Source organism: Mycobacterium simiae, assembly GCF_010727605.1.
In the GTDB taxonomy this organism is placed as follows: domain Bacteria; phylum Actinomycetota; class Actinomycetes; order Mycobacteriales; family Mycobacteriaceae; genus Mycobacterium; species Mycobacterium simiae.
In genome coordinates this window covers 5,716,377-5,742,035 of the sequence record NZ_AP022568.1, presented here as the reverse complement: position 1 = coordinate 5,742,035, position 25,659 = coordinate 5,716,377, and the positions used below count along the sequence as shown (strand labels likewise).

The window sequence follows — 25,659 nt, the reverse complement described above, 5'->3', positions numbered from 1 at the left end:
ACCTGCTCCTTCCCCCACCTGCTAAAACGTCAGGAGGCGTGTTGTTACTCCCGAATGTTGCTGCTGCAGTGCTGGATTCGAAGATGAAACCGTGGGTGCAGAGGCGAGGTTGGGGGAGTTATCGATCAAGCCCTGCAGCTGCTGTCTAGCTCCGCATGGGCGTCACCGAGTCTTTTTGCGCTTTCTGCAAATTCGACACCGAATTGTCTGTCGGATGGCGTTGAGCCCGCCGAGATGGTTGATTCCGCCTGGCTCTGTGCGACCCAACGCTTCCATTGCTCGAACATGTCCCTGTTGATCGCCACGATGGTATCCGCCTCGGACCGTATAGCCGGTGTGGCGATGCGGTCCGCGTAGGACTGCAATCCGTTAATCATATTTTGGTAGGCGGCTTCGGTTTTGGTGTTGTTGGCGTCGGATTCCTGCGCCGCTGCCCGCGCTGAGCCGAGCTGTGACTCGTAGTAGGTCCACATGGCGCGCGCCGTTGCGCAGTCGGCTGCCCTGCCGCCGGGCGGCATGAGCAGCAGCCAGGTCGAAACGGCAATGGTGATCGCGAAAGCGGCTATTGCGACCAATCGCAGAGCCGGGCGGACGGAGTGGGTCATGGCTGCGCTCAATGCGGAGCTGTCATGACGGGAACAGTTGGTGTCGGCAATGTGCCATTCACGATTGGAATCGAGCCACCGCAGCCGTCGGGCAGGTAGAAGGTCTTGCCGGGATACATCGCGGACGTGTTCATGATCTCCGCGAGCGAGACCGGTTTCCACGGCATAGCCATCGGGTAGCCGGTGATACCGCCTAGCTGCCGGTGCCCTGCAGAACCTTGGTGGTCTGCATTTCGTAGGTGTTTTCGATCCAGCGGGCTTGATACCACTTCCCGTCGGCGCCCTGGACCATCTTGGTGATCCCCGTGGCCTGACCGCCAGTGAGTCGGAGCTTGTAACCCTGCTGGACGTCAAAACCGTTGGCGGTGTTGCTAAGTCCGGTCTTATCTGTTGTGAGCAGGCCGGTGGATGGGCCGGTCGCAAGTTTCTCTGGAATGGTGGTCGGCTGCCACGGGACGTATGGCCCTTGAGGTTGCGAGAAGGGATCGTCGTAGGAGCGCGAGGTGTCGAGCTGCCACTGGCCGGTCGTGGTGTTCTGGCCCGCAGGTGGGGTATCCAGCTGCCCTCCCGGTATACGCACGCCGCCGGGGCCGGGTGAAATCGGGATGTCGCCGTCGGCCATGTTGATCGCGGTCGCCAGCTCCTGGTCGACTGCGTTGGCTTCGATCAGAATCGCGTCCAGGCGGGGCTGTAGTTGTTCTTCGGCGATGAAGGCTTGCATGGGCAGAGCGGTCGACGTCGGGACGACCTTGTTGGTCAGCGGATCGATCGTCATGTGCATTTCGGCTGCATCGTGACGCAGCGTGCGCAGCCATGCTCGATGTCTTCAGCAGCTTTTCCGGCCGCCGCGCCGACCGCCAGGGATTCGTTGCCATGAGCATCAAGGTCTTGGCGGATTGAGGCGTTGGTGTGTTTCCGAGCTTCGGCTGTCACACCTTCCCAGCTATCGAACACCGCCAACGAACTCAGTTGCTGCGATGCCTCCAAAGTGGATTGTCCACGGGCGTTGGCCGCGTGAAAGACCGCGCGCACCGCATCGGCGCTCCATCGATCAATATCGGCCACGGTCAACATCGCGGATCACACCCCGGCCGAACCAACTATCCCGTCAACGCCCGGCACCACCGCGCGGACCTTCCCGACGTTCTCCTGCTCCATGGTGGCGAAGGTGACCCCGTCGGTGTTCAGATCGACCGCATGGCCGCCAACCCGGCCCACGAGCCTGCGCGACGTCTCCAACCAGGTCTCTGTCTTCATGCTGAGAGCCGCCGCAGAGCTGCCCACCCAGCCCGCCTGAGCGGACACAATCTGGTTGTCCGAAGACAAATGGGCGGTCGCCAGATCTTCAGCCTGTCCGCCAACGTGGGCCGCCGACGACGCCAACGTGTCCAGATTGACTTGAAGCCTGCCCTCAGCCATTGTCACCACCCCTGAGCATTCCTGACCATTGTTTCATAGCAAGGCGCTGTAACCAGGCGCAATTCACTGCTATTAGAGCCCCGGTGCCTTGCTGCCCGACCCGTTCAGTTGACATCGAAGAACCGTCCGATTAACTGGAACTCAGGAGCCGTGAGACAACTCGACTCATGCACGGAGGCAGTCCCATGCAGATCCTTGCCATCGCAGGCATTGTCGCGGCGTTTGCAATCGTGTGCCTTGGGATCTACCTGTTCGGCCGATCCCTACAACACAGAGGTCACGACCTCGCCTACGTTGACCCGCGCTATCCCGACTCCATGCAAGCAGTCCAGCCGAACGCGGATTTCCTCCCGCCAGGACGGCCGTACCCGCATGACGACACAAGCCTCACCAGGGACGAGGACGATCAAAGCCCACCAACACAAGCGCGATAAGGAACGGTCGACTGCCCTGACGCGCTCCGACGGCCAGTCGCCAGACCGGGGCCGCGTCCCCTGAACGCGGCCACACCTAACCCCAAGTTTCACCGGCACCCCGACGGGAGTTTGTATCGTCGCCGGTGCTCCGCCTAGCCTCACTATTCACTGACTCACGCTTCCTTCAGCCAGGTCTCTACGTCAGCGCGGCGGTAAAGGACTCTCCGGCCGAGCTTGACCGATGGCGGACCACCTGAGCCGATGTGCCGCCAGTACCGCAGTGTGCCGACGGAAAGCCTGGTCATGGCTGCAACTTCAGCCATGGTGAGCAACTCGTGGTCCTTCTCGACGACGTGGCTCCGGATTGGTGGGCGCGTCGCTTCGCCGGGATGGGGCAAGAGTGCCTCAGCGATGGCGAGCAGCGCGTAGGTGGTGGCCAGCTTCCACGGTGCGGTGTGAACGGGATCGATCCGCTCTGCTGCCTCGACAGCCTTCGTAAACCAGCTCGCCGCACCCTCGCGAGACGGGAGAGCACGTCCATCGATGGCGGCTAGCCACTGTTCCACGTCTGCGCGGCGGTATAGCGTGCGGTTGCCAGCCTTGACCGTCCTTGGCCCCTGACCGCTCTGCCTCCAGTAGTTCAATGTGTGCACCGACAATCCAGTGAGCTGTGAGACCTCAGCGGTGGTCAGGTTGCCGATTCCTAATGGCACTCGGGCCTCGGAGGGTTCGAGAAACTTTGCGCACTCGCAATCTGTTGTCGCACAGGATGATCCGCCGGGGCGGCCCCCACCGCCGCCGTGGTGCACACTAGCGAAGTGCCCGCAAGCGCCGCAGCGGGCCATTGCCTCGATTGAGCCGGGGTTTCCGGTCATGACGATCGCCGCTTCCTGAATTGCGGCGGGGCGCTAAGGGGCCGCATCAGCTGGTCGTCGATCTCATTAAGGTCCACCCGGATCGTGCGGCGGGAGCTTCCCATCCGGTAGCCGGTCAATTCGCCGTCAGCGATCAAGCGCCGCACCGTATTTGGGCTGACCTGCAGGTACGCGGCGGTCTCGGCGATGGTGATGTAGCGCCGCGTCACGGTGCCCTCCACAGACGGATGCGGCCTAACTGCCTCAGTGACTCCCGGTCGATGCGGATGGTCCTGCCAGAGCCAATGCGTCGGGCATCGAGTTGCTCCTGCGCGATCAGCTGGCGGACTAGATGAGGACTGACCTGGTAGTACGCGGCGGCCTGCTTGAGTGTCACCCAGCGCGGCAGTGCTTCTGGTGGAACGGCCGGTTCTCCACACATCTGAAGTACCGATCCACGTTCGACGCGGATCAGTCGACCTCACGGCGCAGCGCCGCCCGGTACTCCGATACGGCGGATTTCCATCTTCTGCAGTAGCTGGTAGTACATCTCGGACCGGTCAACACCGCAGTACTCCGCCACCTGTGCGGTCGTCAGCCAAGGGGGAGGAGTACTCACCGTTCACGAATCTCGTTGGCACACTTGGAGCACAGAGTCGCTGCAGGATCTTTAGGTTGACCGGACGATTGGCAGATGTGCTTGCGCCGCCGCGCTGCCACCGACTTCAACGCCAACCGCTGCATATATAGGCCCTGCGTGCCCACTCAGCCCGTTTGGCGCGTTCCTGAGGCCTAAGCAGGCCGTCGGGATCAACCTCACGCTCGAACCGGTCCAAAGCGGCTTTCCTGGCAGGCCAAGTCCGCGCTGCACGATCAGGTGTCCTGGCCCAGGATTCATATGCGCCGATCCGCCCACGCATGCTGCGCAGCTTCGCGGTCTCTTCGGCTGCCCCCATTCGCGAGAGATTCAGGGCTGCAGGAAAATTGCACTTGAACATAGTGCTTACAGGTGAGGGAGATCGTCGCCCTGCAGATCGTGGGGCAGGTTTCGTGGTCCGTTGCCGGAACGGTCAGGTCATCAGCAATACACACTTGTTGGTTGTTGCCGAACACGCTCCTCTGCGCGTCAGGGCGCGTTAGACTTGGGGCTCGCCGGACAGGTCGTTTACTTGAGAGGACCGGTCAGCTATCGCGCTCAGGCGAGGATGGTTGAGGAGAGCCTCACGCACCTTGGCCACAGGCACTCCGAGTTCCTGTAGCGCAGCCAGGCAGATAACCAAGTGAACTGATTCCGCGATGATGTGGAGTTGCAGGCTATCGCGAAGTGGACGCCAACTTTTGGTTCCGCCGTGTGCAACGTGGTTTCGTGCCCATACCGCCCAGCTGGCCCACTGCTCGGTGTCGAGTCCGAGTGCATCCTGTACTTCCGGCGCGAGCCTGTCGTGCAGTGCTTTGAGTCGAGTGTTCAAGTGCACACCGTCTCCACCCTTTAGACACCAGCAATGGAAGCCTTCGGCCGCAGCCAAGGCCTGACTGACGTATTCCTGGACGATTCGTGACGAGTAGCCGCACAGGCCCACAGCTACGCTCCACGCGTAACTTGCTTGATTTCCGTCGGTCAGGCGCTGCCGCATATTGAGATATGCCTCCAATGGAACGTCGGCGAGGGTGAAAACCACGGAAGCGGGCTTGTGAACGTCATCGGGACGAGCCACTTTGCCGACATGCATGAGCAGCGAGATATCTGTGTCGTCGCCTGCCTCCAAGGTGATCTGCTCGATGCCGCAGTCCTCAAATGTGGCCAATTGGACGAGGTCGTCAAGGGCAGCTATCCGCTCAACGAAATCGGCAGCTGACCCGGAGGCGTTGTCTACTAGTCGAATTGAGGCGTGAGCACCGACTCTTAACGTCACAACCCGGCCACGGCGGAGATTGGACGTCATCAACTGAAGCTTTAGGTCGGGCATGGCTTCGGTCGCCGGGCTAACCCATGGGTGAGTGGCCGTGGTGTCTATTGAATAGTGGGTGTCCCCGGTGGTACCGCGTGCGTAGTCGGCTCGGTACCCGCCAATTACAGGAAAGATATAGGGCATTAGGCGCGTCCCGTCTGCCTGTCTCACGCCTGGATTCTCTACATCCTCGACACCTTCGATTTTGATCGTTGCCCACTGCGGCGGACAGAGGCGTTGATCGTCGGTGAGGTAATAAAGCTCATCGAAAATGACTGTGGCCCGGGTCAAGACTGGCTCCTGCGAGCTAGGGATGTGCGCTCCGAAGCATATCCACGACGAATGCCAGAATTCCTCGTGTAGTTGGCCGACGAGTCCAGCGGTGTAGCCGCCGCGCTGCGCATCCCAAATGCTCACTGCCTGACCAGAATCGGATTCCCCGTAGATCGTCCCGGGGCGCACATCTCCGATCAGCTCGGTTGCGTATGTCCCGCCCGTTGGAGTCTGTTGGAATTCGGGCCCTGGGGAGAGGCCGCCTATCAGTTCGAGCGTTGCGCCATCCTCGGCTGCCAGGTCAATATGCCTGGGACGCGTTGCTCGGGAGATTCTGGTAGGTAGAACCACCCCTTGATTCGGTGAGAGTCTGACTGTCTCACGACGGAACCGAGTCGAGTCTATTGAAGTCGGCTGTCGGTGTCGGTGTCGGTGTGTCCACGCTGGTGACGGTACTCGACGGCCTATCGCGGTGGCCTCGGTCAAGCGGGTCCGGGGTGATTGAAACCTACGGACGCCAGCGCGAGACCTTCGTGAAGAGACTCTGGACGAACCCCGTACACGTTGTCTGAGTAGACCTAGATTGTTCGGGCTCGCTAGACGTAGGTTGTTCGGGCTCTGCGTCGGAGGCGGTGGCCGGATGGCCGATCAAGCTGGTCCTGGGCGATTGAAGGTAGCTGAGGATCGCCGATTCCGCGAACCACGATGCAAACATCCGCCGCTGACCGGCCAAGCCCGAAAATGCGAAACCCTCGTACGCCATCGCAAGACCTTCGTGAACAGGCTCCGACCGAAACCCGTACAAGCTGTCAAGTAGCATGCCCCGCAGCCGTCTTGGCGACTTGGATCCTCGCGCTATGTCGAAAGCCTGCTCGAAGTTGCCATGCTGGACCATCGAATCGAGGTGATCCGGCATTAACCCGTCAAAGAATTTGATGAATCTCGTCGTCAGGCGTTCTGTTTTCCACGGTTGAAATGGGTTGGTCAGACACTCGGCGGCGACGACGTAGATAATCAGGGCGACCTGCTCACGTTGCTGCCGGATGGCGGCGTCGTAGCTCAACAGCGCACCCCGGAGCCGCCGCCAGCTGTCTTCGTCGCCCAGCGCAAGCAGGCCGAATAGCAAGTCGAGCCCAATGCCTTTCCGCGCCAACGTCAGAATGGTCGTATCAGCGCGACGGGTCTCTAGTTCCGCGAGTATCTCGTCTTGGACAGGCCCAACGTGGGGTGGCAAGTTGACCGGGCGACCGAGCGCGAAGGTGCAGATCGCTGCTACCACCTCCATATAGCCGTAGGCGATGGGGCGGGTGAAAGGTCCGTCGATCGGCCCCGGAACAGCGACGTAGACGTCGACCAAGGGCCTCGGCGGAAACAGCAAGTTGTTCGCCTGGACCCCGCCTTGGGGTATTTCTTCGCGGAAGTGGAGCAATATATATTCGCCGAGACGAAGCCACTGCATGATCCGGACTTGCGTGTTGAGCATCTCTTGCATGCGCGAGAAGAACATCGGGTCTGCCGGGTTCGGTTGTTCGCCTGCGAGCGTGCAGGTGTACCAGACGACGCCGCCGAAATCATCGTTGGATATCAAATCCCCGGAGGCCAACTCGCCACTACGCTCAACCAGTTTGTCGATCTCTTCTTGGCGTGTCTGGTCACTCGCGACCGCAGTGATCCACGGAGTGGAGTCTTGCGGTGCCACCGTGATATTGAAGTCGTCCGGTGGACCGATAATGAATGGTGCCGTCGACAGGCTGGTTTGAGGAACGGCATATCCCGCTTCGCGGACAAGGCGTAGCAGCCACGAGGCGGTCAACGATTGGCGCTGGCTAAGGCGAAGTTCTGTCACCGATCTCCACATCAGCCACGTTAAGGCACAGTGGAGCGCCGCACCTCGGCATCGGACATACCAATGCCTCAATACTTGGTATCGCGAAGTTGCTTAGGCCCGTCGCGCCTGGATAGACGCAGTCACACTTAATCGGCACCCACGTGATCTTTGCTCGACAAGATCTACGCACGTGTCTCGCGTCCGTCTTAGACTTGTCGGTGTGGCCGATGGTCTTCGGGTCAGTAATGAGGGACTGCAGGTACTCGCGGCGCACTGCGAGGCGTATGCGACAACTGCGCGTAGCCACGCCCTTGTCGCGCAACCACATTCGTACCCGGGGATAAAGCCCGCCCCGGGTGGAGATCAAAAAAGTTGGAAGACTAAGAATTAAGTAACCGGTGCCTGCGAGGTGATGATCAAGTGACGGATGCTGAGAGTTTCGAGGCCGATCTGTGGGACGGGATTGCAGAATCCAAGCGGCTTGGCTACAACCCAACCCGCTTCATTCAGATGGTGAAGCAATTCGGCGCCGTGGAGGCCACCAGAATGGTGGTCGACACCCGCTACCCTGCCGAGGGGTTCGTCAAGCTGGCGTGGGATATGGTGCCTCGCCGCCCGGACCTGACCAGCGAGCAGCTTGTGCTGAACCACGCAAACCTGTTTAGCGACGATCTAGTGAGGAAGGCGCGAGAAAGGCTCGGACACACGTGACGCGGGACGTGTAGTGCCGCCACGAGGAGGCGTAGCTGGAATCAGGAAACCGCTTGGGCGGCACACGCGCTACGCAGCTCGTCTCGTAATAGACCGGATATGAGACGCCGTTTGAACGGATTCCTGGCGTCTGCGTTTGTCGATGTCAGACCGTCTCAAATGTTCGTCTCAGAAATAGATGTCGCATATTTAGCGTTGAACTAGTTGTGAGGCAAGAAGATTCGAAGCAAGCCAATTTTTCAGGCGTCGGGTCGCGCGTCGGGTACACCCGCGTCAGCACTGTGGCCCAGACTCTCGAACAGCAGAATGCCGCACTCGGAGCGGCAGGCGTAGCCAAGACATTCTCCGATGTGATGTCAGGTGCCCGCGATGACAGGCCAGGGCTCGCTGCGCTCATGGACTACATTCGTGCGGGCGACACCGTGGTCGTGTGGAAGCTAGACCGGCTCGGGCGCAACACAATACATATCTTGGAGACGGTCAAAGCGCTGACCGACCGTGGCGTGACGTTGGTATCGACCACAGAGGGCATCGACTCGTCCACGCCCGCTGGCCGGATGATGATCGGGGTTTTGGGGTCCCTCGCTGAGTATGAGCGAGAGCTAATACAAGAACGAACCGCGTTGAAGCGGGCGACCTCTCGCGCCAACGGCACCAAATTCGGGCGTCCCCGAAAAGTTGATGACGCCGAGCACATCGCGACCGCCACGCGAATGAAGGCCGACGGTCATACGGCGAGGGCCGTTGCCAAGTATCTGGGTGTGAGCCGCGCAACGCTTTACCGCTACCTCGCAGCCGCCTGACCCGCCGACTTAAGCCAGCGCGGTATCGACCTAGCTTCCTGCCCTCCGCAGGCGAACTTCATCCCCAAGCGTGCACGGCGACGCAACATCGAGGGGAATTGTTTTAAAATTCCTCCGCCGGTCCGGAACTCGGGGAGAAGGCCCAGGTGCCTGGGCCCGGTGTTGGAGACATTTACCTAGGCGGTGATGACCCCGCAGGTATCAACCACCCGGGTAATTAGGTTCGCGTCACGAGACATCAGGCCAAGCTGCCAACGTTTGGTCAGCCGCTACTGGTATGGCCGTTGCCCACCCAATTGAGCCGGAGTGACTCCTAACCTCCTCCTCGTTGGGGTGCGCCGTGGTGTCAGCGGCCGGGTCGAGCGGAGCCAACGAGGCCGCAATCTTCACGGAGGCATGCCTGTTACCTGTTTTGGGTCGACCTTCGCCTCTGCTAGGAGAGCAGCTTGCTCTTTCGCCGAGAATGTCCGCCGAGTCGAAGCCCCCGGCGAGGGGTGACGGCCTTCCACGCTGTAGGTTGCCTTCCGGGTGCCCGTGGGCAGTTTGAGTGCAAGCGCTTGGAGCGGTTCGTGCAACTGATTTCACAGTATTGGAATGGTGTCCTCCGTCGCCTTCAGGCAGAGGTAGAGGGCTTTAACAGTTTGATCAGTCACCAGGGGGAGAAGGGTCGCGAGAACGAACTCTCGCTTGCGCGGGTACTTTCGAATCTCATCCCTGGAAGATATGGCGTTGGCTCAGGGTTGATCTTCGACACCGAAGGCAACGAATCGTCACAGACCGATATCGTCCTGTTCGACGCAATCGATGAGCCTGCAATCCTCGCGCAGACAAATCAGATTCTGTTCCCGATCGAGAACGTGCGGGGTGCGATCGAAGTGAAGACTTCTGTGGGTAAGGACGAGATCGAAGATATCGGAGAAAAGGTAGCGAGTGTTCGGGCGCTTGTAAGTCGCGTAGGACCGGCACCTTTGTATACGGCCGTTGGTTACCGTGTTACTCAGTCAATCGCCACTATCGTCAAGCACCTGAAGAGTCTCAAGACCGATGACGGCGATAATCGACCAGATATATTCCTGGTTCTCGATCCGGGAATCATTGGTATTCGTGCATCCATCGCTTCTAAGCTCGGTTGGGAGGTGGCCGAGTCGGACTATTTGATAGGTGTAGCGCCACTACAACGCCGGGATGGAGGTGTACCGCTGGTTGGAGAGTACGAACCCGCACCTGCAGGTGACGCGCCGACCGTAGTGCATGGCGGGAACCTCTTCAGCATTCATTCGGCGTCGGATATCGAATTTCTGGCTGATTCTGCCCGTGCGCTGTTGCTATTCTCTGAGGCGCTTGTCACGACTCTCGCCACTACAGATGGGCATCGACCGCCGGGATTCCACTACTACATCACGCCCGAGATGCGAGACCTGCTGATTGTCTCCTAGGTGAGCAGCGCCCCAAGGTCCAAATGGTCGAGCGCAGCCCTTGCATCCAAGAGAGCCCAACCTGCGAGAGTAGCAATCTGCTCCATGGTCGGCCTTAATGGAAGCTCGCCGGTATCTTCAGTAGCCAGAACGAATTCGGTCGTTTCGCTCGCCAGCGTTAGGCATAGTCGGCCCACCGTCGCCAAGCAGCCTTCAGGTCCTTCTAGGCTCTCGATTCCGTATTCGAAACCCAAGTTGCGCACGTAGGTCATGAACGGGCGCGCGAATGCGTAGTTAGGCGCGTACGCGCTGAGTCTGCTTGTCATCCCCGTCGCCCAGGCCCAGATCGGCTCTTCGCGAGCGATGACTTGTAGCTCGTCGCACACCTCTCGCGGAAAACCCAAAAGTCCGTTGTCGACGCACTTGGTAAGTCCTGCAAGCAGATTGGGATGGTTTGTGGCCCCTACTGCGCGGGACATCTCGCGCAATGCGCTTGCATCTGCGATGCAGAGGCACTTGGCCGTCACCCCTCGCCCTCACTGAAGGCGAGACTGCGAGCGGTGTCGAATTCTTTGTCAGACAAACGAAGTAGGTCTAGGACTTGCGGGCGCTTGAGATAACCCGCCTGCTCCGCGTCTGCCAGAGAGTTCACAAATCCCGAGCCGTACTGGTCGACGCGAACTCTTGGCCTGGTTCGTTCGTTACCGGGCACGTAAGTGCCCCCTTGACTCTTGCTCTCAACCTCCTCGGCGATGATGTCGTACAGATACCTCGGCGCAAGGCCTAATGTCCCGGCACGGATGGCCGCCGCTTGAAGACTCACTTTGAAGTAGTTACGAATGCTGACGACGTTTTCGCGAGTTTCCACGCGACCACCCGTCCGGCGGTCGACAAAATCTCGGAACGATTGCCGTGGCATGAGCAGCGCTGCTGCCACGCGATTACAGAATTGCTCCGTCTCGCTGCTGTCGTTCCGAGTCAGACAAACAGAATCGTCACGCAGAGCTAAGTGTGCTAATTCGTGTGCATAAGAGAAGAATCGCGCACGGACATGGTCTCGCGTATTGATGGCGACAAGCGAGGTGACACCCTCGTGCAGGCTGAAGCCTCGCGTTACCCCCTCGTCCATCGTGAGATGAAGCACGAAGATTCGACGTCGTTGTATAGCGGCGCGCATTGCCTTGGCCGCACTGGTGTCGGTCGCCTTGGGTCCCGTCTGCTTGGCTTCGGACCAATCGAGCCACGTGCGAAGACGATCAGCAACGACGTCGGGAGCTTCACCTCGGCTAGCTCGCGGAACCAACGCGTCGTCGAGTTCGTGCGGCTGATCTCGTTCAGAGAGCCACTTTGCAATGCGGAGCACCGTTTGTGCTGTCCGCATTGCTTTCTCGGTTTCCGACGGGATGCGCTCGGGAGCGTCGGCGTGCCTTCGGAAATTAACTCGGGCTTCTCGATTGGATTCGGGCGGTTGTGGAAGGAAGAGAAATGATGGTGTGCAACCGAGCAGCTTTACCAATGAATCGAACTGACTTTTGTTTGGATTGACGTCTTCGTCGAGCCAGCTTTGAATCAGCTCTTCGTCGACACTCAATTTGTCGGCCACGGCCGAACGCGTTAATTCGCGGTCCCGAAATGCCCAGGCAAGTACGCGGCCGTTGATCGGCATGAGCTTCGCCATTGCACCTATCCAATCAAATCGAGCATCCCCGACGCGTGAGGAGGCTCGGCGTTTCGCTATCTAGTCCTGCAAGTCAGACACTATGAGTACCCAGGGACGGGAATCTAGCCTCATCCGTCGATGTTGGCCGTTGGCACCGAGGTACGGGTTCGGCACCGAACCATCAACCGTGATCGTCTGCGAATCTTGTTGGCCGTTCAGGTTGGTGACGAGCATATCTATCGTCTACGGAACAACCTCGCTGAGACATACGAGGGCGAGCATGTGAAAACCGATGAATCCCGAAGGCCGTTGCTGGTAACTCTATTCGCTGTGAACCAGGAGTATGACCGTGACATCCACCGGGAGTTGGAGCAGGTACTTCAGATCGGCTCGCTTGTGCACAAGAAGCCCGACCATCACGCAGACAACAACAGTGACCTTGCCAATGACGAAGCACGGTTCCCCGACATATGGGCTGCGACCGTCGCGCGCCGAGGGTTGGTGTACGCGGTCGAGAACGTCGAAGCCGCGTGCACGCTGGTGCTCAACGCTCCGTGGACGACTCCGCAGTTCGCACTCCTTCGGGCCGCCTACGAGTCGGCCGGTGCCGCAGTCTGGCTGCTCGATTCCGACGACGTCGATACCCGGCTCGCCCGGCTAATCTGGCACCACCGCGACTCGTGGCGGTACTCGGCGAAGGCGTACAGCGGAACACCTATCGACGACGGCGGTGAGCATCAGGAACGGCAGCAGTGGGCCACGGACGCAGCACAGAGGCTGGGCATCGACATCGCGAACGGCAAGTCCGGCGGGTTCGAGAAGCTGATTGAGTCGATCGACGATCTTCCTGGGCATCCGGAGTCTCTGCTTACTGCGTGGCGGATCTGCTCCGGCGTCAGCCACGCGAAGACATGGGCATTGACCACTGTGACCACCGAGGTCGCGAGCAAGGCGCTGTATGAGCATGGGCGCATGAGCGCGCGGGCGCCGGACACCGGCCTGTTCCTCCACACTCTCTGCGTGGCGCGGCGGGTGGTGCAGCAGGCGTGGTGGCTATACAGAATCCGGACGACGGCGCGGCCGCATGGGCTGACACAGAAACTGGTGCTGCTCGACCGCGACGGGAACGAGGTGCCGGAGACGCCACGCTAGCTTGCAGCCGGAGGTCGACCGGCTACAGCAGGGTACGTTCCTCCAGCCACTCGTCGCGCCAGCGATGAAACTCAACGGCGAATGTTGAGCATCGTTCTAGTTCAGCAAGAACGTTCGCCCGCTGCTTCTTCGAGGCGTGCGTCTCGACCGACGACCGCCCGCACAACACTGCCAGGGTCTTCGGGTAAGTCTTCCACTTCAGCACCAGGCGTTTGCTCACGAAGGTGAGCAACTCGGACGCCGCCGCTGCCGACTTCTCCGACTCCGGCTCCGACGGGGTCCGCCCGGAATGGATGACGCTATTGCGGATATCGACGATGTGCTCCCGCCAATGCCCCACCGGGCCAACGCCATCGATGTGCCAACTCCCGCCGAGACGGCCGGAGTACATCGATTTGACCCGCTGCGTAATCGAGCTAGCGTCGGCCCACACCTGCGCGGCCTGGGCGGGCGTCTCACCTTCCTCCCAAAGCATCGCGGCAAGGGTGCTGTCGAGCATCAGTTCGCACGTGATAGCGAGACTCAGGACCGACGCTCGACGGTCACCAGCGGAGTGCTCGGAGTGTGCGCGAGCAAAGTGATCGCGGATCAGCACGCTGATGCTGCCGCGAGTGAGCTGCCCGAAGATATTGCCGATTACGGCCGGGTCGACCGGTGACACGGATGCCATTCGTGCAGGCAGGTGATCCAGCACGATGACGGTCTGTCCTGTAGCGAAGCTGACCTGGCCGCCTTCACACACCGTTCCGAATGCAGCCGGGACGATCGGGTTTAGCGACCGGTAATGCAACTCCGGAATCGGGGCCTTGGAAGCTATCCGCGAAGATCGCACAGTGTCCGCGATAAGCCAGTGCGCGAGCGTCAACGGATCCACCTTGCCGTCGTGCGGCGGCGTGAGGGCGGCGGTGCGGCTCTTGACTGGGATCACGACGACTACAGCCGAGCGTTTGCGGCTGTAGTCGTCGCTCGGCGGTGGAGCGGGCCGTGGCTCCCCACCGGTGATATGGGCCAGCGCAGCGGATGCCACCGTCGTGTCCTTAATGACAGGGTCAGTTCCGTCGGCTGCCACCGACCACATCGTTAAACAGCTGAGCGGCATCTGCATCCAGGCGTCATCGAACTCTGCCGGTGCCACTCCGCGAATTCGCAGGTAATCATCATCGACACGGATCGGCACCGACTGTGGTTCTAGCGGAAGCAGGAACGGCAACACGAAAGAGAACGCGACCACCCCTTCGAACCGGACCGAATCGTCCCAATTCGGGTTGGCCGGTCGTTCTGGCGGCCGCGATTCGGTCACAGCCCTAAGCCTGCCTGCTACGGGCGGTTGACGGGGGATTACTCATTTATCCGCCAGACGAGTTGCCGGGGCAGAACGCAGCTATCGGTGCTCTGCGGCCTGAGGCAGGGCGACAGTGAGGGGGGCGAGTGAGCCGTCCCGGAGCTACGAATACCTTTGAGCACCTTGCTCGTTGATGATTCCCATCGGCATCGGCGGGTATGGCACTGGATCGCAACGCGGCTCAATCCGGCGGTGTCCGCGACTTTCCGCACATGACCCCTATCAGCGATGACGTAGGAGAAACGGGACACTGGCGGACGCCAACGAACCGCTTCGACGACACTGGGTCAGTGGTCGCAGGTTCGAATCGAATCCTGTCCACTAGCCCGCGAGTCAGATTGGGAGCGGCATGACAGCAATTGAAGCGTGGTGGCCCCTCCTGCACGAGCAGATCCGGCGGGTGTTGGTGAACGGTATCTGGATGCCGGTGTCGGAGTTCGCGCGCAGCGAGATCGAGCGCCTCGGGGGTCCTGGTGCTAACGATGGTTTCTGGGATGTGCGCGATGGCGACCGCTACCTGCCACAGTCGGCAGTTCAATGGATCATCCGAACTGCCGACTTTGAAGGATTCCTCAAGCCACAGAAGCCTGACCCGCGCGCCGCGTACTTTCAGCGTGGGTGGCCGCACCGTCAACCGTGACTGTCTGCGAATCTTGTTGGCGTGCAGGTTGGCGACGAGCAGATCTAGCGCCCACGCCCGACAGCCCGTCTGAGCGGCGGCTTGGCAGCGACGGTCTCGACGATGTAGAACAGAACGCCGTCCTGATGGTTCTGATCGCGCTCATCCCCGTAGAGGTTGCCATCTATGACTATTTCCCGGCGCGGCACGGATTTACGGTGACCGATGTGGCGGCGTTGGAGCTGCTTATGCGTAGGCCGATGGACGCGGTTCTCGAAGAGGTTGAGTGGTTCGAGGATGACGGTGCACTCGAATTGTCCGCCGCTGGCACGTCTCAACAACCTGGCGATCGACGGGCGGGATCTACTGGAATTCGAACTCCCGGACGACTTCGCCGCCACGCCAGCCGGGATGTCCGGCTGAACGTCACGGCCACCACCTCTGAACCGGCCTGCGAGGCGCTTGGGGTTGCCCGCGCCATCGTCGCCGTCCGGGGGTCAGCTTGTGAACTTCTTCGCCATTTGGTCTACGCGCCACCACGATTCGTTCGCCGGGCTGTGCAAGCGGAGGGACGTAGAGTTGCGTGGTCAAGTGTCGGGAGGGCAACTCGAAACCGTGCAGATACGTATTACCCAAGATTGACTGATTCAGTGCCAGCAATTCGCTGTGGGTAAGAGGCTCATAATGGCTCAGCACTATCGGGAAGTCGCGGCGGAAGAGAGCAAGCACAACATCCGGTGCAAGTGGATAGACGATGATCGGCGCATTGCCGATCCCGAACTCACCGTCCCTCGATCCCATATCCTCGTCGATTGCGATCACCGGTTCGTCGCAGGTGACCAATTGCCTAGGAGTGTGGTAGATGACGGGGAGTCGGCTAGCCAGGTGGGGATAAACGTTCGCTGCAGAATCTGCGGAGTGCTTCACCTTCAGCGCGGTGAGCATCGGCAACCGAGTCGGATTCGTGCGCATCTCCGCGAGCTGCTGCCGCATGCGGGTGACATTCTCCTCGGTCGTCTCGTACCCGCCCTCCGAGAGAACCCTCTTCAGTGAGTCATCACCGCTCGACTCGTAGTGCACAACGTGCTGCTGAACGAGCATCCACAACAGACTTCTGCGGAAGTTCATCCCTCGGGTGAACTGGAGCGCCAGGAACCACATTAGTTCCTGCAATTCCTCCGTCGAGAGATCTCGAAGTCCAGCAGAGCGCGTAACGAGGGCCTCCGTCGTGGTTGACACGCGGCCTTCGATCACGCTGAGAAAGGCCTCCCATGCGACTGGTGAACCCCATTGGTACGTGCCTTCTTCGAGTCGATAGAAATCAGTTCGACGCGCCGCATTCTGAGGCGACGGCGTGAATGTGCGTTTTGAATCGAGCTCTGTCGCGCGAACCTTGTCGTTCTCAGCCCACCTTTGGAGGTAGAACCGTGGCACGAGATGGTGCTTACGAGGCTCCTGCCCGCGAGCCGTCATCTCATTAGCCATTTGCTCGATATGGCGCAGCATCGGGTGGAACTTGCCCTGCCACCGCTTCTTTCGTGGCACGGTGTGAATCTAGCTGTGCGGGCCCCACCCCGCACGGTGTTCTGCGTGGCCGCCACCCGCCGCTTGGTCCCACGGCTGTACACGGTTGTGCGATGCTCCCACGCATGGAAGAACTGCCAAGAGGACTGTGCCACTACACGAGCGGAAAAGGATTTCTAGGCATTGTCGACTCGAAAGCGCTGTGGGCGACGCATGTCTTGTACCTGAATGATCACAGCGAGTATCAGCTGGCTTTCCGATCGGCGAGGTCGCTCCTGGACCAAATGTCAATCCTGCGCGAGTTGTCTGCGCAGGCACCGCGTCTGCGTAAGGCTTTTCTGGATGTAAAACCCATCATTCGGGGAAGGGCACCTGCGATATTCGTAACTTCGTTCAGCGAGGAATGGGACGATCTAAGCCAGTGGCGCGGCTATACACCGCCGGGAGATGGGTACGCGCTGGTCTTCGACCCGGAACCGTTGAAGATCCGTGCGTTGCGGGAAGGGTGGCGATTGGAAAAGTGTCTCTACGGACGTGACGGTCAGCGGGCACTGATTAAGATCTTGCAAACCTTCTTCGAATACTACTTGTCAACGGGCCACGACTCTGAGGAGCGCGCGCAACGAGAGATAGATGATTTAGCAAGAGACTTATTCGCCATCGCGCCAGTTGTCAAAGATGAGTCGTTTCGATCAGAAGCCGAGTGGCGTTTAATCAGCCCGCCCATTAACGATATGGCCGAAGATACCATCAAGTTCCGAGGTGGAAGCAGCTTTCTTGTGCCCTATGTCGACTTTGCTTATCAGATTCCAGATCACCGATCGATCATGCACGTGAACGTTGGGCCCGGGCCCAATGCAGACTTAGCGCTACAAGCCGTGTCTACATTGATTGTCCAGAAAGGCCTCCGGTGTGGTTGCGGCCCTGCGCGATCCCCCTACCGACCGTGGTAGTGGAACCGACCTGCAGGACCGTATCCACAATGGGCCATGCCGTGATACTCGATTTGACGCCAAAGACGGTGCACCGAGGGAACGCCTTGCCAGGATGGCTGCCGCCGTCGCCAGCGGGCGTGGGGCCAGGCTTCCCGAAGGTCGACGACTCCTGTGCCACTAGGGTCCATCGGCGACCGGAGAAGGGCCGTCACGGCCACCAAGTCTGGCGCTATTCCTCATCGTCGTAGAGATCTTCGTATCCATCGTCTCTCTCTGCCGATGCCTGCGCCATCGCTTCGTTGTCCCACGGCACTTCGATCATGCTCGGTTCGGGGCCAGCGGACTGAGACGATAGCGGCTCGGAGAACGCAATCAAGTCCGCAACGAAATCTGTAGCGCTCGCAACAAGTTTGAGATCGTCACAGAGGAACCCCGTCTCCAGATGCATGCTCGAGAGTTCTGTCCAGTTTGCTGACCCCCACCAAACCTTCGATGGTATGAAGCGAAACTCTTCCTGGTCGCCGTACGGCGTTTCGTAAGTGACCCACCCGACCTGGCCCAGAACCAGTACCTTCGCGTGCGGCAGAGGCTTGTATTTTCCCGCTCGCCAGCCCACGACGCGCACCGCTTCGATCTCGTGCCAGGTGGCTTCCCTTGGTGTGTATGGACCTATGACGAGCGGCGCCGCGCCATCGACTGCGGGCATCACGTCCTCTAAGCGGGTGATCGCAGCGTTAGGGAACCCGGACCCGCTCAGTTTTCGTAGGACTGGCGGTGGTGCGTTCTCTGACTTGTCGATGACGACGCAGCAGGATCCCAACGCGGCCAGACGGTCCACAACGGCAGCGCTCGTCAGCCAGGGCACACAACCGATGGCAGCGATAGACATGTCGCGGCCGGGCCGCGTCGCCAGGTGCTCATCGAGCACGTCACACAAGCCATCGACGACACCACCGCCGAACCACGATCGCCAGCCGGAACCATCCGGTCCCCACTCGCGCGGCTGCTTCGGCCACGTCCGGAAGGCGGCGTGATCCGCAAGGGGCTTCCTGCTCATCCCATATTTTCCCAGATACCGCCTACCCGTGCGCCGGTTTGATCCTGCATCCGGCCACTGGTGGGTCGGTTGTCGGTACTGAGTAAGTCAATGCCAACCTGCGGCTCGCACAGACTGCCTGCTCAACTTCCGGCTTACGGCGCCTAATGACTTACGGATCGTAACGAACGGCCTCCCGAAGCCCCAGCAAACACAGGCGCGACGCAGATTTGACCCCAATTCTGACCCCAATTAGATCCGGTCCACAGCAGTCCGCCGATGTGCACACACGACTGTGAGCTCTGAAGATGCGCAGTGGTGTACGCCCAGACACGCCGAAATTATGACTGGGGGTCAAGTGGTCGCAGGTTCAAATCCTGTCAGCCCGACCAGAGTTCTTGCAGGTCAGAGCAGGTTTTTGACCGGACATGGGAAGCGTATGCAATCCGTGTGCGATGCGGCTAGCAAACACTCGTTGCCCGATGCCGACTCGCATCTCCCGGTCGGCGGACAACGTCCGCGCGGCCTCGTTGCCCTTGTTTCACGCGTGGCGCTGGCCACCGTCGCTGCCCTCGCGCAACCGCTGCGCCCAAATAGCTGCTGCGACCAGGTGCGGCGGCAAAGATTGTTTAGATAGACCGTTGTTGCACTCGTCGCACATGACGGCCAGGTTGTGGTCGCTCGTCAGGTCGTGGTCCGACAGGCCGACCAGGCGGGCGTCGTGGACGGAGACCAGGTGACCGATCTCTAGGGCAACGTCACTGCGGTGGCACATGATGCAGACGAAGTTGTCGCGCAACAAGATCCGGCTGCGCTGTCCTGGCCGGATATCCGGCCGCGTGCTCAGTGTTCGGCGTTCGCGGCCCGTTTCGGATCGTGGCGCGTTATAGCAATAGCGTTGGCACTCAGCGCATCTCACCGCGTCTTGACCACCGCGTGTGGTGATTGTGCCGTCTGGGCAGCCACATGCGGGACATGGCTCGCGCATGGGGTGCACGCGCTGGTCCGCATCGGTGGTCATGTCCGAAAAGGTACGTCCGTGGTTGGCCTGACCCCGATCGGCTGATCCACGGCTTATGAGAGTCTTGCGGCCCACGTTGTGGGCAGGAAGGCTCGACAAAGATCATGGCGACGAGGAAACGGCACAGTCCCGATCAGATAGTGCGCAAGCTGATGGCCGCCGACCGGCTGTTGGCCGAGGGCAAGGACACCGCGACGGTCTGCCGCGAGATGGGTGTCTCCGAGGCCACCTATCACCGGTGGCGCAACCAGTTCGGCGGCCTGAAGGCCGAAGACGCTAAGAAGCTCAAGCACCTCGAACGCGAGAACGCCACCCTCAAGCGGCTGCTGGCCGACGCTGAGTTGGAGAAAGACGCGTTGCGGGAGGTCGCGAAGGGAAACTTCTAGGCCCGGAACGCCGGCGGGCAGCCGTTCGCCACCTCCAGCGGGTGCTGGGGGTCAGCGAGCGGTTCGCCTGCCGCGTCACCGGGCAACACCGCGCTACCCAACGCCACGAATCCGCAGCGGCGACACCAGCCGACCCCGACGCCGCGTTGCGCGACTGGCTGCGTACCTACGCCAAGGAGCATCCTCGGCGTGGGTTCCGGCCGGCTTATCATGACGCCCGCGCTGAGGGTTGGACAGTGAATCACAAGAAGATCCAACGGCTTTGGCGTGAGGAGGGCCTTCGGGTACCGCAGCGTCGAAAGCGTAAACGCCACGGCACCTCCACGGCCCCACCGCCCGTGGTATCCGACGCGCCCGACCGGGTATGGGCGGTGGACTTCCAATTCGACGTCACGACCGACGGGCGGCCCATCAAGATTGTGTCAATCATCGACGAGCACACCCGTGAATGCCTCGGCGGCATGGTCGAGCGCAGCATCACCGGCGATCACCTCATTGACGAACTGGACCAGTTGGCCGCCCAACGCGGCACCTAACCAACGGTTCTGCGCTGCGACAACGGGCCCGAATTAGCATGCGGCGCAATGGCCGACTGGGCCAGCGGCCAGGTCGGGTTGTACTTCATCCCGCCGGGCGAGCCCTGGCGCAACGGCTACATCGAATCGTTCAACTCCCGCATCCGCGACGAATGCCTCAATATCAACAGTTTCTGGTCGCTGGCCCAGGCCCGCGTCGTCATCGGCGACTGGAAGCACGAATAAAACCATCACCGGCGACATTCCGCCCTGGGATACCGATCCCCAGTCCGCTACGCCGTCAGCTGCACCCACCGCTCAACGATCCGTCACAGTACCGGGTGAACGCATAGATTCGAGAAATCCCCGCGAGACAAGATATGAGACACGGCGACCTGCGCCGACGCGAGTAAACAGGACACGTGGTGAGTGTCACGTATCTAGATATGAGACGGGTGCCTGTACTTGCCGACGCAGATCCTTCAGGGGCGGCTTGCGTGGGCCGCTCCCTGGCTTGATGATGAGCACGAGCGGCCGACTTCATTCTGTGGAGTCCAGCCGCCTGAGAGCATCCCGCCATTTAATCGGCAGTTCGGAGCGGGGTACCGTCCAAAACACGAACCGGGATCCGGCCATTCCGCTGTGGAAGTGCTCCATCGTGCGGGCATGTGGCTGCCGTGGTACCGCGGCATCGAGTGCTTCCCGGTCTTGCCACGCCGAGAGTGTGAAAAATGACTTGTTTAGGGGCTTGGCGATCAGCGAAAGACCCAGCACGCCAGGTGACTTGAGCATCTGGCGGCGAATTCGCATGGCGGCCAGTAAAAATCGTGGGACGTCGCGGAGCGAGCGCAGCTCGAACCGGGAGGCCATAACGACTACATCGCTGGTGGCGCGTCGATTCGCCGCCAGCTTGGGTGTGGTCCAGGGAATGGTAGGCATTGGTTTACTCCTAACAGTGTGTTGAGGCGCGGGGTTGAGCGGATCGGCTAGCGTCCGCTGGGTGACGCACGCTAGGCGCTATGCATCCCCTCTTCGCTGTCGGGGCGTGTCAATCAGTAGTGCCCCTATGGCATTGAGCATCAGAGCTTTTGGACAGCCTCAAAGGCTTGGGCATGTTCTCTCCCTGGCAAGAAGGCGAGGGCGCCGACCGCGGTCACGGCGGTGACGGCGGCGGCAGCGAAGGATCCAGCGTGCATGCCTCCCATGAAAGCGTCACTGGCGATGTGCTGGGCGGCGGAGGCGTTCGGAAGTGTCGTCGCGATCGAAAGGCCTGCCATGACAGACTGCTTGGCCTCGGTGATGACTGGCGCTGGAAGGCCGAGATGCGACCAGTCGCTGCCGAGGTGAGCGCGATAGACCGAGTTCATGATCGAGCCGATCACCGCGACGCCCAAGGCGCCGCCGACTTCGCGGGTGGTGTCGTTGACTGCCGAGCCGGCGCCCGCTTTGTCGGTTGACAATGCACCCATGATGGCATCGGTGGCAGGACTGGTAGTGAGGGCCAAACCGGCTGCGATCGCGACCATCGAACCGACGATCGGTCCCCAATATGCGGCAGCCGCGGTCGTCAGCGCGGCCACGATAAACCCGACGCCCATCAGCAGCAAGCCCACCACCACAACGATTTTGGTGCCCAACGATTTCATGAGGCCGATCGCAACCGGCGACATCGACGCGACGACGAGGGCAAACGGCAAGGTAGCGATACCGGCGCGGAGGGTGTCGTAGCCGCGGACCGTTTGGAAGAACTGAGTGATAAGGAAAATGAAACCAAACAGACCAAAGAATGCCATGGCGATGGCAGCACTTGCTGCCGAGAACCGCCGGTTGCCGAACAAGGCGATGTCCAGCAGCGGGTTGGGTTGCTGCGCTTCCCACCAGATGAATGCGCCCAGCAACACGGTGGTTCCAAGGAAGCCGAGCACCGTCACCGCCGTACCCCAGCCGCGAGTTGGTGCTTCGATAATCGTCCAGACGAGTAGCCCTATTGCCGCTACTGACATGACCGCCCCGCTAGCGTCGAAACGACCGGGAGAGGGATCCCGAGTCTCGGGCACCAGGCGTAGGCCGGCAATAAGCGCTAGAGCGGCGACAGGAATGTTGACCAAAAAGATGGAACTCCACGAATAGTGCCGCAGCAAGACGCCGCCGGCGACCGGCCCTAACGCGACAGCGAGCCCGGAGACGCCCGACCAGATTCCGACGGCGGTGGCTTTTTCGTGACGATCGGTAAACACAGCCGTCAAGAGCGCGAGCGTCGCCGGATAGATCAGCGCCGCAGCGAGCCCCATTGCAGCCCGCGTCGCAATCAACTGGTCGGTCGTGGCTGAGGCTGCAGCACCAAGACACGCCAAGATGAATAGCACCAGTCCCCACTGCAACACCTTCTTGCGCCCCAGGCGGTCGCCGAGCCCCCCGCCCGCCAGCAGCAAACCGGAAAACAACAAGGTGTAAGCGTCGACCACCCATTGCAGCCCGGTTGTCGACGTTCCTAGGGCACGACTCAACGTCGGCAGGGCGACATTGACGATCGTGTTATCGATCGTGACCAATAACGCGCTCAGGCACAGTACGGCCAGGATCCACCACCGTTGCGGTCCGTGCCGAATCTGAAGATCTGCGGCCATGTTTCCCCGTATGTAACGCTGTTCTATAACTGTAGATCAATGTGTCGTACCCTGGTTTGGATGTCAATAAACCGACGATTCAGGAACCTCCGAAGCGCAGCGAAAGGATGGTGTAGCGGTGACCGCTCACCCAGCACGCACCCGCACACCGAGCGTGAAGGTGGAAAAAGTGCTGCTCGACGCCGCCGAGGAAGTCTTGAGACGAGACGGTCCAAAGGCCGTGACCATCCGGGCCGTGGCTGCCGAGGCCAAGGTGGCGCCAATGGGCGTCTACAGCAGGTTCGGCGGCAAAGAAGGACTGGCCCAAGCGCTGCGGACCCGGGGGTTTGAGCGGCTCAGGCAGGCAGTTGCCGATGTGGACGGAAATGATGCAGTTGCACGATTGGGCGCGGCGGGTATCGGCTATCGGGAGTTCACGCTTACCAACCCCCACCTCTATCTAGCGATGTTTGAAGACTCGATGGGGATCGGACCGAATGCTTTGCGGTCCAACGAATCCGGTGACGCGGCATTTGGTGAGCTGGTTGGGCACGTACGTAATGTATTGCTGCAGAGCTCGGGGCCAGCGAAGGATCCCGTAGAGATTGCACAGCAAATCTGGGCAGCAGTACATGGCGCGGTCCTGTTGGAGATTAAAGGCTTGGTCGTCACGCCCGACCCCAACGCCACCTACCTCAGCCTGCTCCAACTGCTCATCGGAGGGCTCATCACGCCTACGCCCTAGAGCTCAATTTCGGCGGTACTGACCCGCGGTTGGCCGCGCAGATGGAGCACTCGATGCGTTGGGACAGGATCTGACCGCTATCTTTTCTGTAGAAATGAGACGCCCCAAGTTCCCGCGGGAACGGATCGGGACCGGTTGTCTGGCCGGCTCTTAGACTAGCGCCGTACTCATTTCAAGGACTCTCATCCGCCGTGGACCAATTCGCGGGGTCCGGTCACATCGCTTGGTGATACTCAAGCCACTCAGAGTCATTTTTGCGTAGGAAGTCACTCACGGTATCTGCGAAACTGTCGCCTCGGGCATCTGGCGTGCCCGTGTCGATGCCTCTTGCAACCCATAAACCACGCACTTCTGCCCAGGTACCGGCGTAAACGATAAATTGATGATCGTCACCCGTGTAGTCGATGCCGTCCACAGCGTGGCTGGTGTATCCGTTATCGGGATGGATGTATATCGCTTTGACCGGCCGCTCGCGCTGGTGCGCCGCGACGGCATGACCCGCCTCATGGAAGTACGTAAGGTATCACCGCAAGGGCTCATCCTCGTTGACAATTGCGTTTGAATGCATGTACGTCACCTAGGCTCCTTTCACTCGCGCCCGTGTCATGCTCACATCTTCTGACTTTCACGACAGCAAGCACCTCATTGTTGCGAGTGTTGGTGGATCACAGCACGGGGACCCTCTAAGCGCATACGCTCAGCAAAGACGAATTGGCAGCTTTATCAATACGTCAGAAAGGAAAACGCGGAAGCATGTTGTTGCGTCCAGGTCTCATCGCGGCATCCACCGTCGTAACGACCACCATCGGTTTGGCATCGCCGATGGCGCAGGCCGAGGTCTCGATACCGGGCAACTCGCCGCTACGCGGAGCGCTGTCGCTGTTCAGCGACGACGAGTGCTCCGCGATCAAGTACTGCTTGAAGACTGACGACCCCGCATGCCAACAGGCCGGAAGGCAGCCCAGCACGCCGCCGCCGCTTAGCGGCGGTTATTCCCCCAGTGGCACGCTGCTAACTAGGGTTTTCCGGTGCGCATGCGGCCACATCAGTTGGGGTGGCGTCTTATGGCAACAGATACTCCCACTGGGGGCAGAGGAAATGGACCGAGCCGAAGTCCCAGACCGCAGCCTCTTGGACGCTGTGCTTTTGAAGCAACGTCTGGCTTACCTGAGTATGGGTTGCACCGGCGTTGTACATCCCGCAGATGGCATTACCGAGGTCGATTGAGGCGTATCGGATATCAGGGGTGCTCACATCCATTCCCTTCCGATTTAGGTAGTCGATAAACGATGCGCTGTCGGCGGACGCCACTGCAGGCGGATTAAGCAGCCCAAGGCCGACGACGGCGATGATGATCACCACTAGATGCTTCATCGTGCTCCTCATCGAAAGATGGAAATTCGTGACCGAGTTTTCAAAGCTATTTAGCACACGACTGGGAGGGTGCGAGGCGGTTTCGCTTGCCGGGTTAGGGCCTGTGGTGGTTGGGGTGACTACCGCCCTCGGCGCAGTCGCCCTAACATCGGCGCATGGGGACGAACGAACTGAAAGTGCCCTCCGACCTGCTCCTACAGGCCGCTAGTCAATGGCAGGGCTTGAGCGCCGGGCTCGCCAACACGGCACCTTCACCGAGGCAACCGTTTCAACCGACCACGGCCACGATCAGCGCCATCGACGCGGCAATCGGGGTGGGTACGGCCGCGTGCATGGCCCGCATTCAAGACACAGCAGCCAAAGTCACCTCGGCTGCCACTGGTTACGCCACCCAAGACACCACTGGACAGGGACGACTTGCCAGCGTCGCACCGCCGGTAGTGATGGCGTAACCCGATGGTGCCAACACTT

31 protein-coding genes and 1 pseudogene are annotated in these 25,659 nt (G+C 60.5%); 11 read left to right on the top strand and 21 right to left on the bottom strand.

Translation table 11 applies throughout. The features are described 5' to 3' along the window. Positions 1-125 precede the first annotated feature (125 nt). The 11 genes from G6N33_RS26785 to G6N33_RS26740 all read right to left on the bottom strand — a co-directional run bounded on the left by G6N33_RS26785 (position 126) and on the right by G6N33_RS26740 (position 7,362). Positions 126-605 (bottom strand): hypothetical protein, encoded by a 480-nt coding sequence (locus G6N33_RS26785; protein WP_044505650.1) that lies wholly within the window; start codon positions 603-605, stop codon positions 126-128. Between the two features lie 8 nt (positions 606-613). Continuing rightward, positions 614-772, bottom strand: a complete 159-nt coding sequence (locus tag G6N33_RS26780) for a hypothetical protein (RefSeq protein ID WP_155945842.1) — start codon at positions 770-772, stop codon at positions 614-616. Between the two features lie 26 nt (positions 773-798). Continuing rightward, positions 799-1,380, bottom strand: coding sequence for a hypothetical protein (locus tag G6N33_RS26775; protein ID WP_044505651.1), 582 nt, complete (start codon positions 1,378-1,380; stop codon positions 799-801). Beyond that, a complete protein-coding gene (locus tag G6N33_RS26770; RefSeq protein ID WP_044505652.1) occupies positions 1,377-1,679 on the bottom strand; it encodes a hypothetical protein in 303 nt (100 codons plus the stop codon). The genes G6N33_RS26775 and G6N33_RS26770 overlap by 4 nt, the downstream gene beginning before the upstream one ends. 6 nt (positions 1,680-1,685) lie before the next feature. Then, on the bottom strand, positions 1,686-2,024 hold the full coding sequence (locus tag G6N33_RS26765; protein WP_081661931.1) for a WXG100 family type VII secretion target: 339 nt from the start codon (positions 2,022-2,024) through the stop codon (positions 1,686-1,688). Between the two features lie 589 nt (positions 2,025-2,613). Next, entirely contained in the window at positions 2,614-3,093 is a 480-nt protein-coding gene (locus G6N33_RS26760; RefSeq protein WP_044505654.1) for a helix-turn-helix transcriptional regulator, read from the bottom strand. A 218-nt stretch (positions 3,094-3,311) separates the two neighbouring features. Then, positions 3,312-3,524 (bottom strand): helix-turn-helix domain-containing protein, encoded by a 213-nt coding sequence (locus G6N33_RS26755; protein ID WP_044511703.1) that lies wholly within the window; start codon positions 3,522-3,524, stop codon positions 3,312-3,314. Further along, positions 3,521-3,736 carry a helix-turn-helix domain-containing protein gene (locus G6N33_RS27665; protein WP_231382382.1) on the bottom strand — a complete coding sequence of 72 codons (216 nt, stop codon included), beginning with the start codon at positions 3,734-3,736 and terminating at the stop codon, positions 3,521-3,523. Before G6N33_RS27665 ends, G6N33_RS26755 begins: the two co-directional genes overlap by 4 nt. A gap of 39 nt (positions 3,737-3,775) precedes the next feature. Next, positions 3,776-3,913, bottom strand: a complete 138-nt coding sequence (locus G6N33_RS27660; RefSeq protein ID WP_231382383.1) for a helix-turn-helix domain-containing protein — start codon at positions 3,911-3,913, stop codon at positions 3,776-3,778. Positions 3,914-4,430: 517 nt separating this feature from the next. After that, positions 4,431-5,660, bottom strand: a complete 1,230-nt coding sequence (locus G6N33_RS26745) for a HEPN domain-containing protein (protein WP_044505655.1) — start codon at positions 5,658-5,660, stop codon at positions 4,431-4,433. Between the two features lie 364 nt (positions 5,661-6,024). Beyond that, positions 6,025-7,362 carry a hypothetical protein gene (locus G6N33_RS26740; RefSeq protein WP_155945843.1) on the bottom strand — a complete coding sequence of 446 codons (1,338 nt, stop codon included), beginning with the start codon at positions 7,360-7,362 and terminating at the stop codon, positions 6,025-6,027. A 402-nt stretch (positions 7,363-7,764) separates the two neighbouring features. On the opposite strand from G6N33_RS26740, the gene G6N33_RS26735 reads away from it, so the two are divergent. From G6N33_RS26735 to G6N33_RS26725, 3 genes are all read left to right on the top strand, one after another. Beyond that, a complete protein-coding gene (locus G6N33_RS26735; RefSeq protein WP_044505657.1) occupies positions 7,765-8,055 on the top strand; it encodes a hypothetical protein in 291 nt (96 codons plus the stop codon). Positions 8,056-8,261: 206 nt separating this feature from the next. Next, positions 8,262-8,858 (top strand): recombinase family protein, encoded by a 597-nt coding sequence (locus G6N33_RS26730; RefSeq protein WP_081661933.1) that lies wholly within the window; start codon positions 8,262-8,264, stop codon positions 8,856-8,858. A gap of 569 nt (positions 8,859-9,427) precedes the next feature. Further along, positions 9,428-10,294: a DUF6602 domain-containing protein gene (locus tag G6N33_RS26725; RefSeq protein ID WP_155945844.1), complete on the top strand. Its 867-nt coding sequence runs from the start codon at positions 9,428-9,430 to the stop codon at positions 10,292-10,294. Here G6N33_RS26725 and G6N33_RS26720 read toward each other — a convergent pair. Both G6N33_RS26720 and G6N33_RS26715 read right to left on the bottom strand, forming a co-directional pair. Continuing rightward, positions 10,291-10,800, bottom strand: coding sequence for a hypothetical protein (locus G6N33_RS26720; protein ID WP_155945845.1), 510 nt, complete (start codon positions 10,798-10,800; stop codon positions 10,291-10,293). The two genes, G6N33_RS26725 and G6N33_RS26720, sit on opposite strands and share 4 nt — an antisense overlap. Beyond that, the gene (locus G6N33_RS26715) at positions 10,797-11,951 is read right to left on the bottom strand and encodes an ImmA/IrrE family metallo-endopeptidase (protein ID WP_044505660.1); all 1,155 of its coding nucleotides are present in this window, start codon (positions 11,949-11,951) and stop codon (positions 10,797-10,799) included. The genes G6N33_RS26720 and G6N33_RS26715 overlap by 4 nt, the downstream gene beginning before the upstream one ends. Before the next feature lie 312 nt (positions 11,952-12,263). Between G6N33_RS26715 and G6N33_RS26710 the strand changes: the two genes are divergently transcribed. Continuing rightward, complete coding sequence (locus tag G6N33_RS26710) at positions 12,264-13,085, top strand: hypothetical protein (RefSeq protein WP_163771741.1); 822 nt, start codon at positions 12,264-12,266, stop codon at positions 13,083-13,085. Positions 13,086-13,107: 22 nt separating this feature from the next. Here G6N33_RS26710 and G6N33_RS26705 read toward each other — a convergent pair whose 3' ends face one another. Continuing rightward, on the bottom strand, positions 13,108-14,385 hold the full coding sequence (locus G6N33_RS26705) for a hypothetical protein (protein ID WP_044505663.1): 1,278 nt from the start codon (positions 14,383-14,385) through the stop codon (positions 13,108-13,110). Positions 14,386-14,776: 391 nt separating this feature from the next. Between G6N33_RS26705 and G6N33_RS26700 the strand changes: the two genes are divergently transcribed. Together G6N33_RS26700 and G6N33_RS27805 are read left to right on the top strand one after the other, a co-directional pair. Then, positions 14,777-15,067 (top strand): hypothetical protein, encoded by a 291-nt coding sequence (locus G6N33_RS26700; protein ID WP_044505664.1) that lies wholly within the window; start codon positions 14,777-14,779, stop codon positions 15,065-15,067. A gap of 276 nt (positions 15,068-15,343) precedes the next feature. Continuing rightward, positions 15,344-15,469 (top strand): hypothetical protein, encoded by a 126-nt coding sequence (locus G6N33_RS27805; RefSeq protein ID WP_269210855.1) that lies wholly within the window; start codon positions 15,344-15,346, stop codon positions 15,467-15,469. 3 nt (positions 15,470-15,472) lie between these two features. Here G6N33_RS27805 and G6N33_RS26695 read toward each other — a convergent pair whose 3' ends face one another. Continuing rightward, positions 15,473-16,591, bottom strand: coding sequence for a DUF4238 domain-containing protein (locus tag G6N33_RS26695; protein ID WP_155945846.1), 1,119 nt, complete (start codon positions 16,589-16,591; stop codon positions 15,473-15,475). 104 nt (positions 16,592-16,695) lie between these two features. On the opposite strand from G6N33_RS26695, the gene G6N33_RS26690 reads away from it, so the two are divergent. Further along, on the top strand, positions 16,696-17,523 hold the full coding sequence (locus tag G6N33_RS26690) for a DUF2971 domain-containing protein (protein WP_163771739.1): 828 nt from the start codon (positions 16,696-16,698) through the stop codon (positions 17,521-17,523). 211 nt (positions 17,524-17,734) lie between these two features. Here G6N33_RS26690 and G6N33_RS27655 read toward each other — a convergent pair whose 3' ends face one another. Together G6N33_RS27655 and G6N33_RS26675 are read right to left on the bottom strand one after the other, a co-directional pair. After that, positions 17,735-18,562 carry a hypothetical protein gene (locus tag G6N33_RS27655; protein WP_231382384.1) on the bottom strand — a complete coding sequence of 276 codons (828 nt, stop codon included), beginning with the start codon at positions 18,560-18,562 and terminating at the stop codon, positions 17,735-17,737. A 520-nt stretch (positions 18,563-19,082) separates the two neighbouring features. Then, positions 19,083-19,340, bottom strand: coding sequence for a hypothetical protein (locus G6N33_RS26675; protein WP_155945847.1), 258 nt, complete (start codon positions 19,338-19,340; stop codon positions 19,083-19,085). A 326-nt stretch (positions 19,341-19,666) separates the two neighbouring features. Here G6N33_RS26675 and G6N33_RS26670 point away from each other — a divergent pair. Beyond that, positions 19,667-20,808: pseudogene (locus G6N33_RS26670) on the top strand (IS3 family transposase). Positions 20,809-21,003: 195 nt separating this feature from the next. Here the strand turns inward: G6N33_RS26670 and G6N33_RS26665 are convergent. Continuing rightward, positions 21,004-21,402 carry a DUF3291 domain-containing protein gene (locus G6N33_RS26665; protein WP_044505669.1) on the bottom strand — a complete coding sequence of 133 codons (399 nt, stop codon included), beginning with the start codon at positions 21,400-21,402 and terminating at the stop codon, positions 21,004-21,006. 140 nt (positions 21,403-21,542) lie between these two features. Then, complete coding sequence (locus G6N33_RS26660) at positions 21,543-23,090, bottom strand: MFS transporter (RefSeq protein ID WP_101528599.1); 1,548 nt, start codon at positions 23,088-23,090, stop codon at positions 21,543-21,545. Positions 23,091-23,208: 118 nt separating this feature from the next. Between G6N33_RS26660 and G6N33_RS26655 the strand changes: the two genes are divergently transcribed. Together G6N33_RS26655 and G6N33_RS26650 are read left to right on the top strand one after the other, a co-directional pair. Continuing rightward, the gene (locus tag G6N33_RS26655; RefSeq protein WP_044505672.1) at positions 23,209-23,814 is read left to right on the top strand and encodes a TetR/AcrR family transcriptional regulator; all 606 of its coding nucleotides are present in this window, start codon (positions 23,209-23,211) and stop codon (positions 23,812-23,814) included. A 382-nt stretch (positions 23,815-24,196) separates the two neighbouring features. Next, the gene (locus tag G6N33_RS26650; RefSeq protein ID WP_044505674.1) at positions 24,197-24,376 is read left to right on the top strand and encodes a hypothetical protein; all 180 of its coding nucleotides are present in this window, start codon (positions 24,197-24,199) and stop codon (positions 24,374-24,376) included. Between the two features lie 169 nt (positions 24,377-24,545). Here the strand turns inward: G6N33_RS26650 and G6N33_RS26645 are convergent, their stop codons facing one another. Continuing rightward, positions 24,546-24,782, bottom strand: a complete 237-nt coding sequence (locus G6N33_RS26645) for a hypothetical protein (protein ID WP_163771738.1) — start codon at positions 24,780-24,782, stop codon at positions 24,546-24,548. A gap of 94 nt (positions 24,783-24,876) precedes the next feature. Then, complete coding sequence (locus tag G6N33_RS26640; RefSeq protein ID WP_163771735.1) at positions 24,877-25,188, bottom strand: DUF732 domain-containing protein; 312 nt, start codon at positions 25,186-25,188, stop codon at positions 24,877-24,879. Positions 25,189-25,343: 155 nt separating this feature from the next. On the opposite strand from G6N33_RS26640, the gene G6N33_RS26635 reads away from it, so the two are divergent. Continuing rightward, entirely contained in the window at positions 25,344-25,640 is a 297-nt protein-coding gene (locus G6N33_RS26635) for a hypothetical protein (protein WP_044505678.1), read from the top strand. Positions 25,641-25,659: the final 19 nt, after the last annotated feature.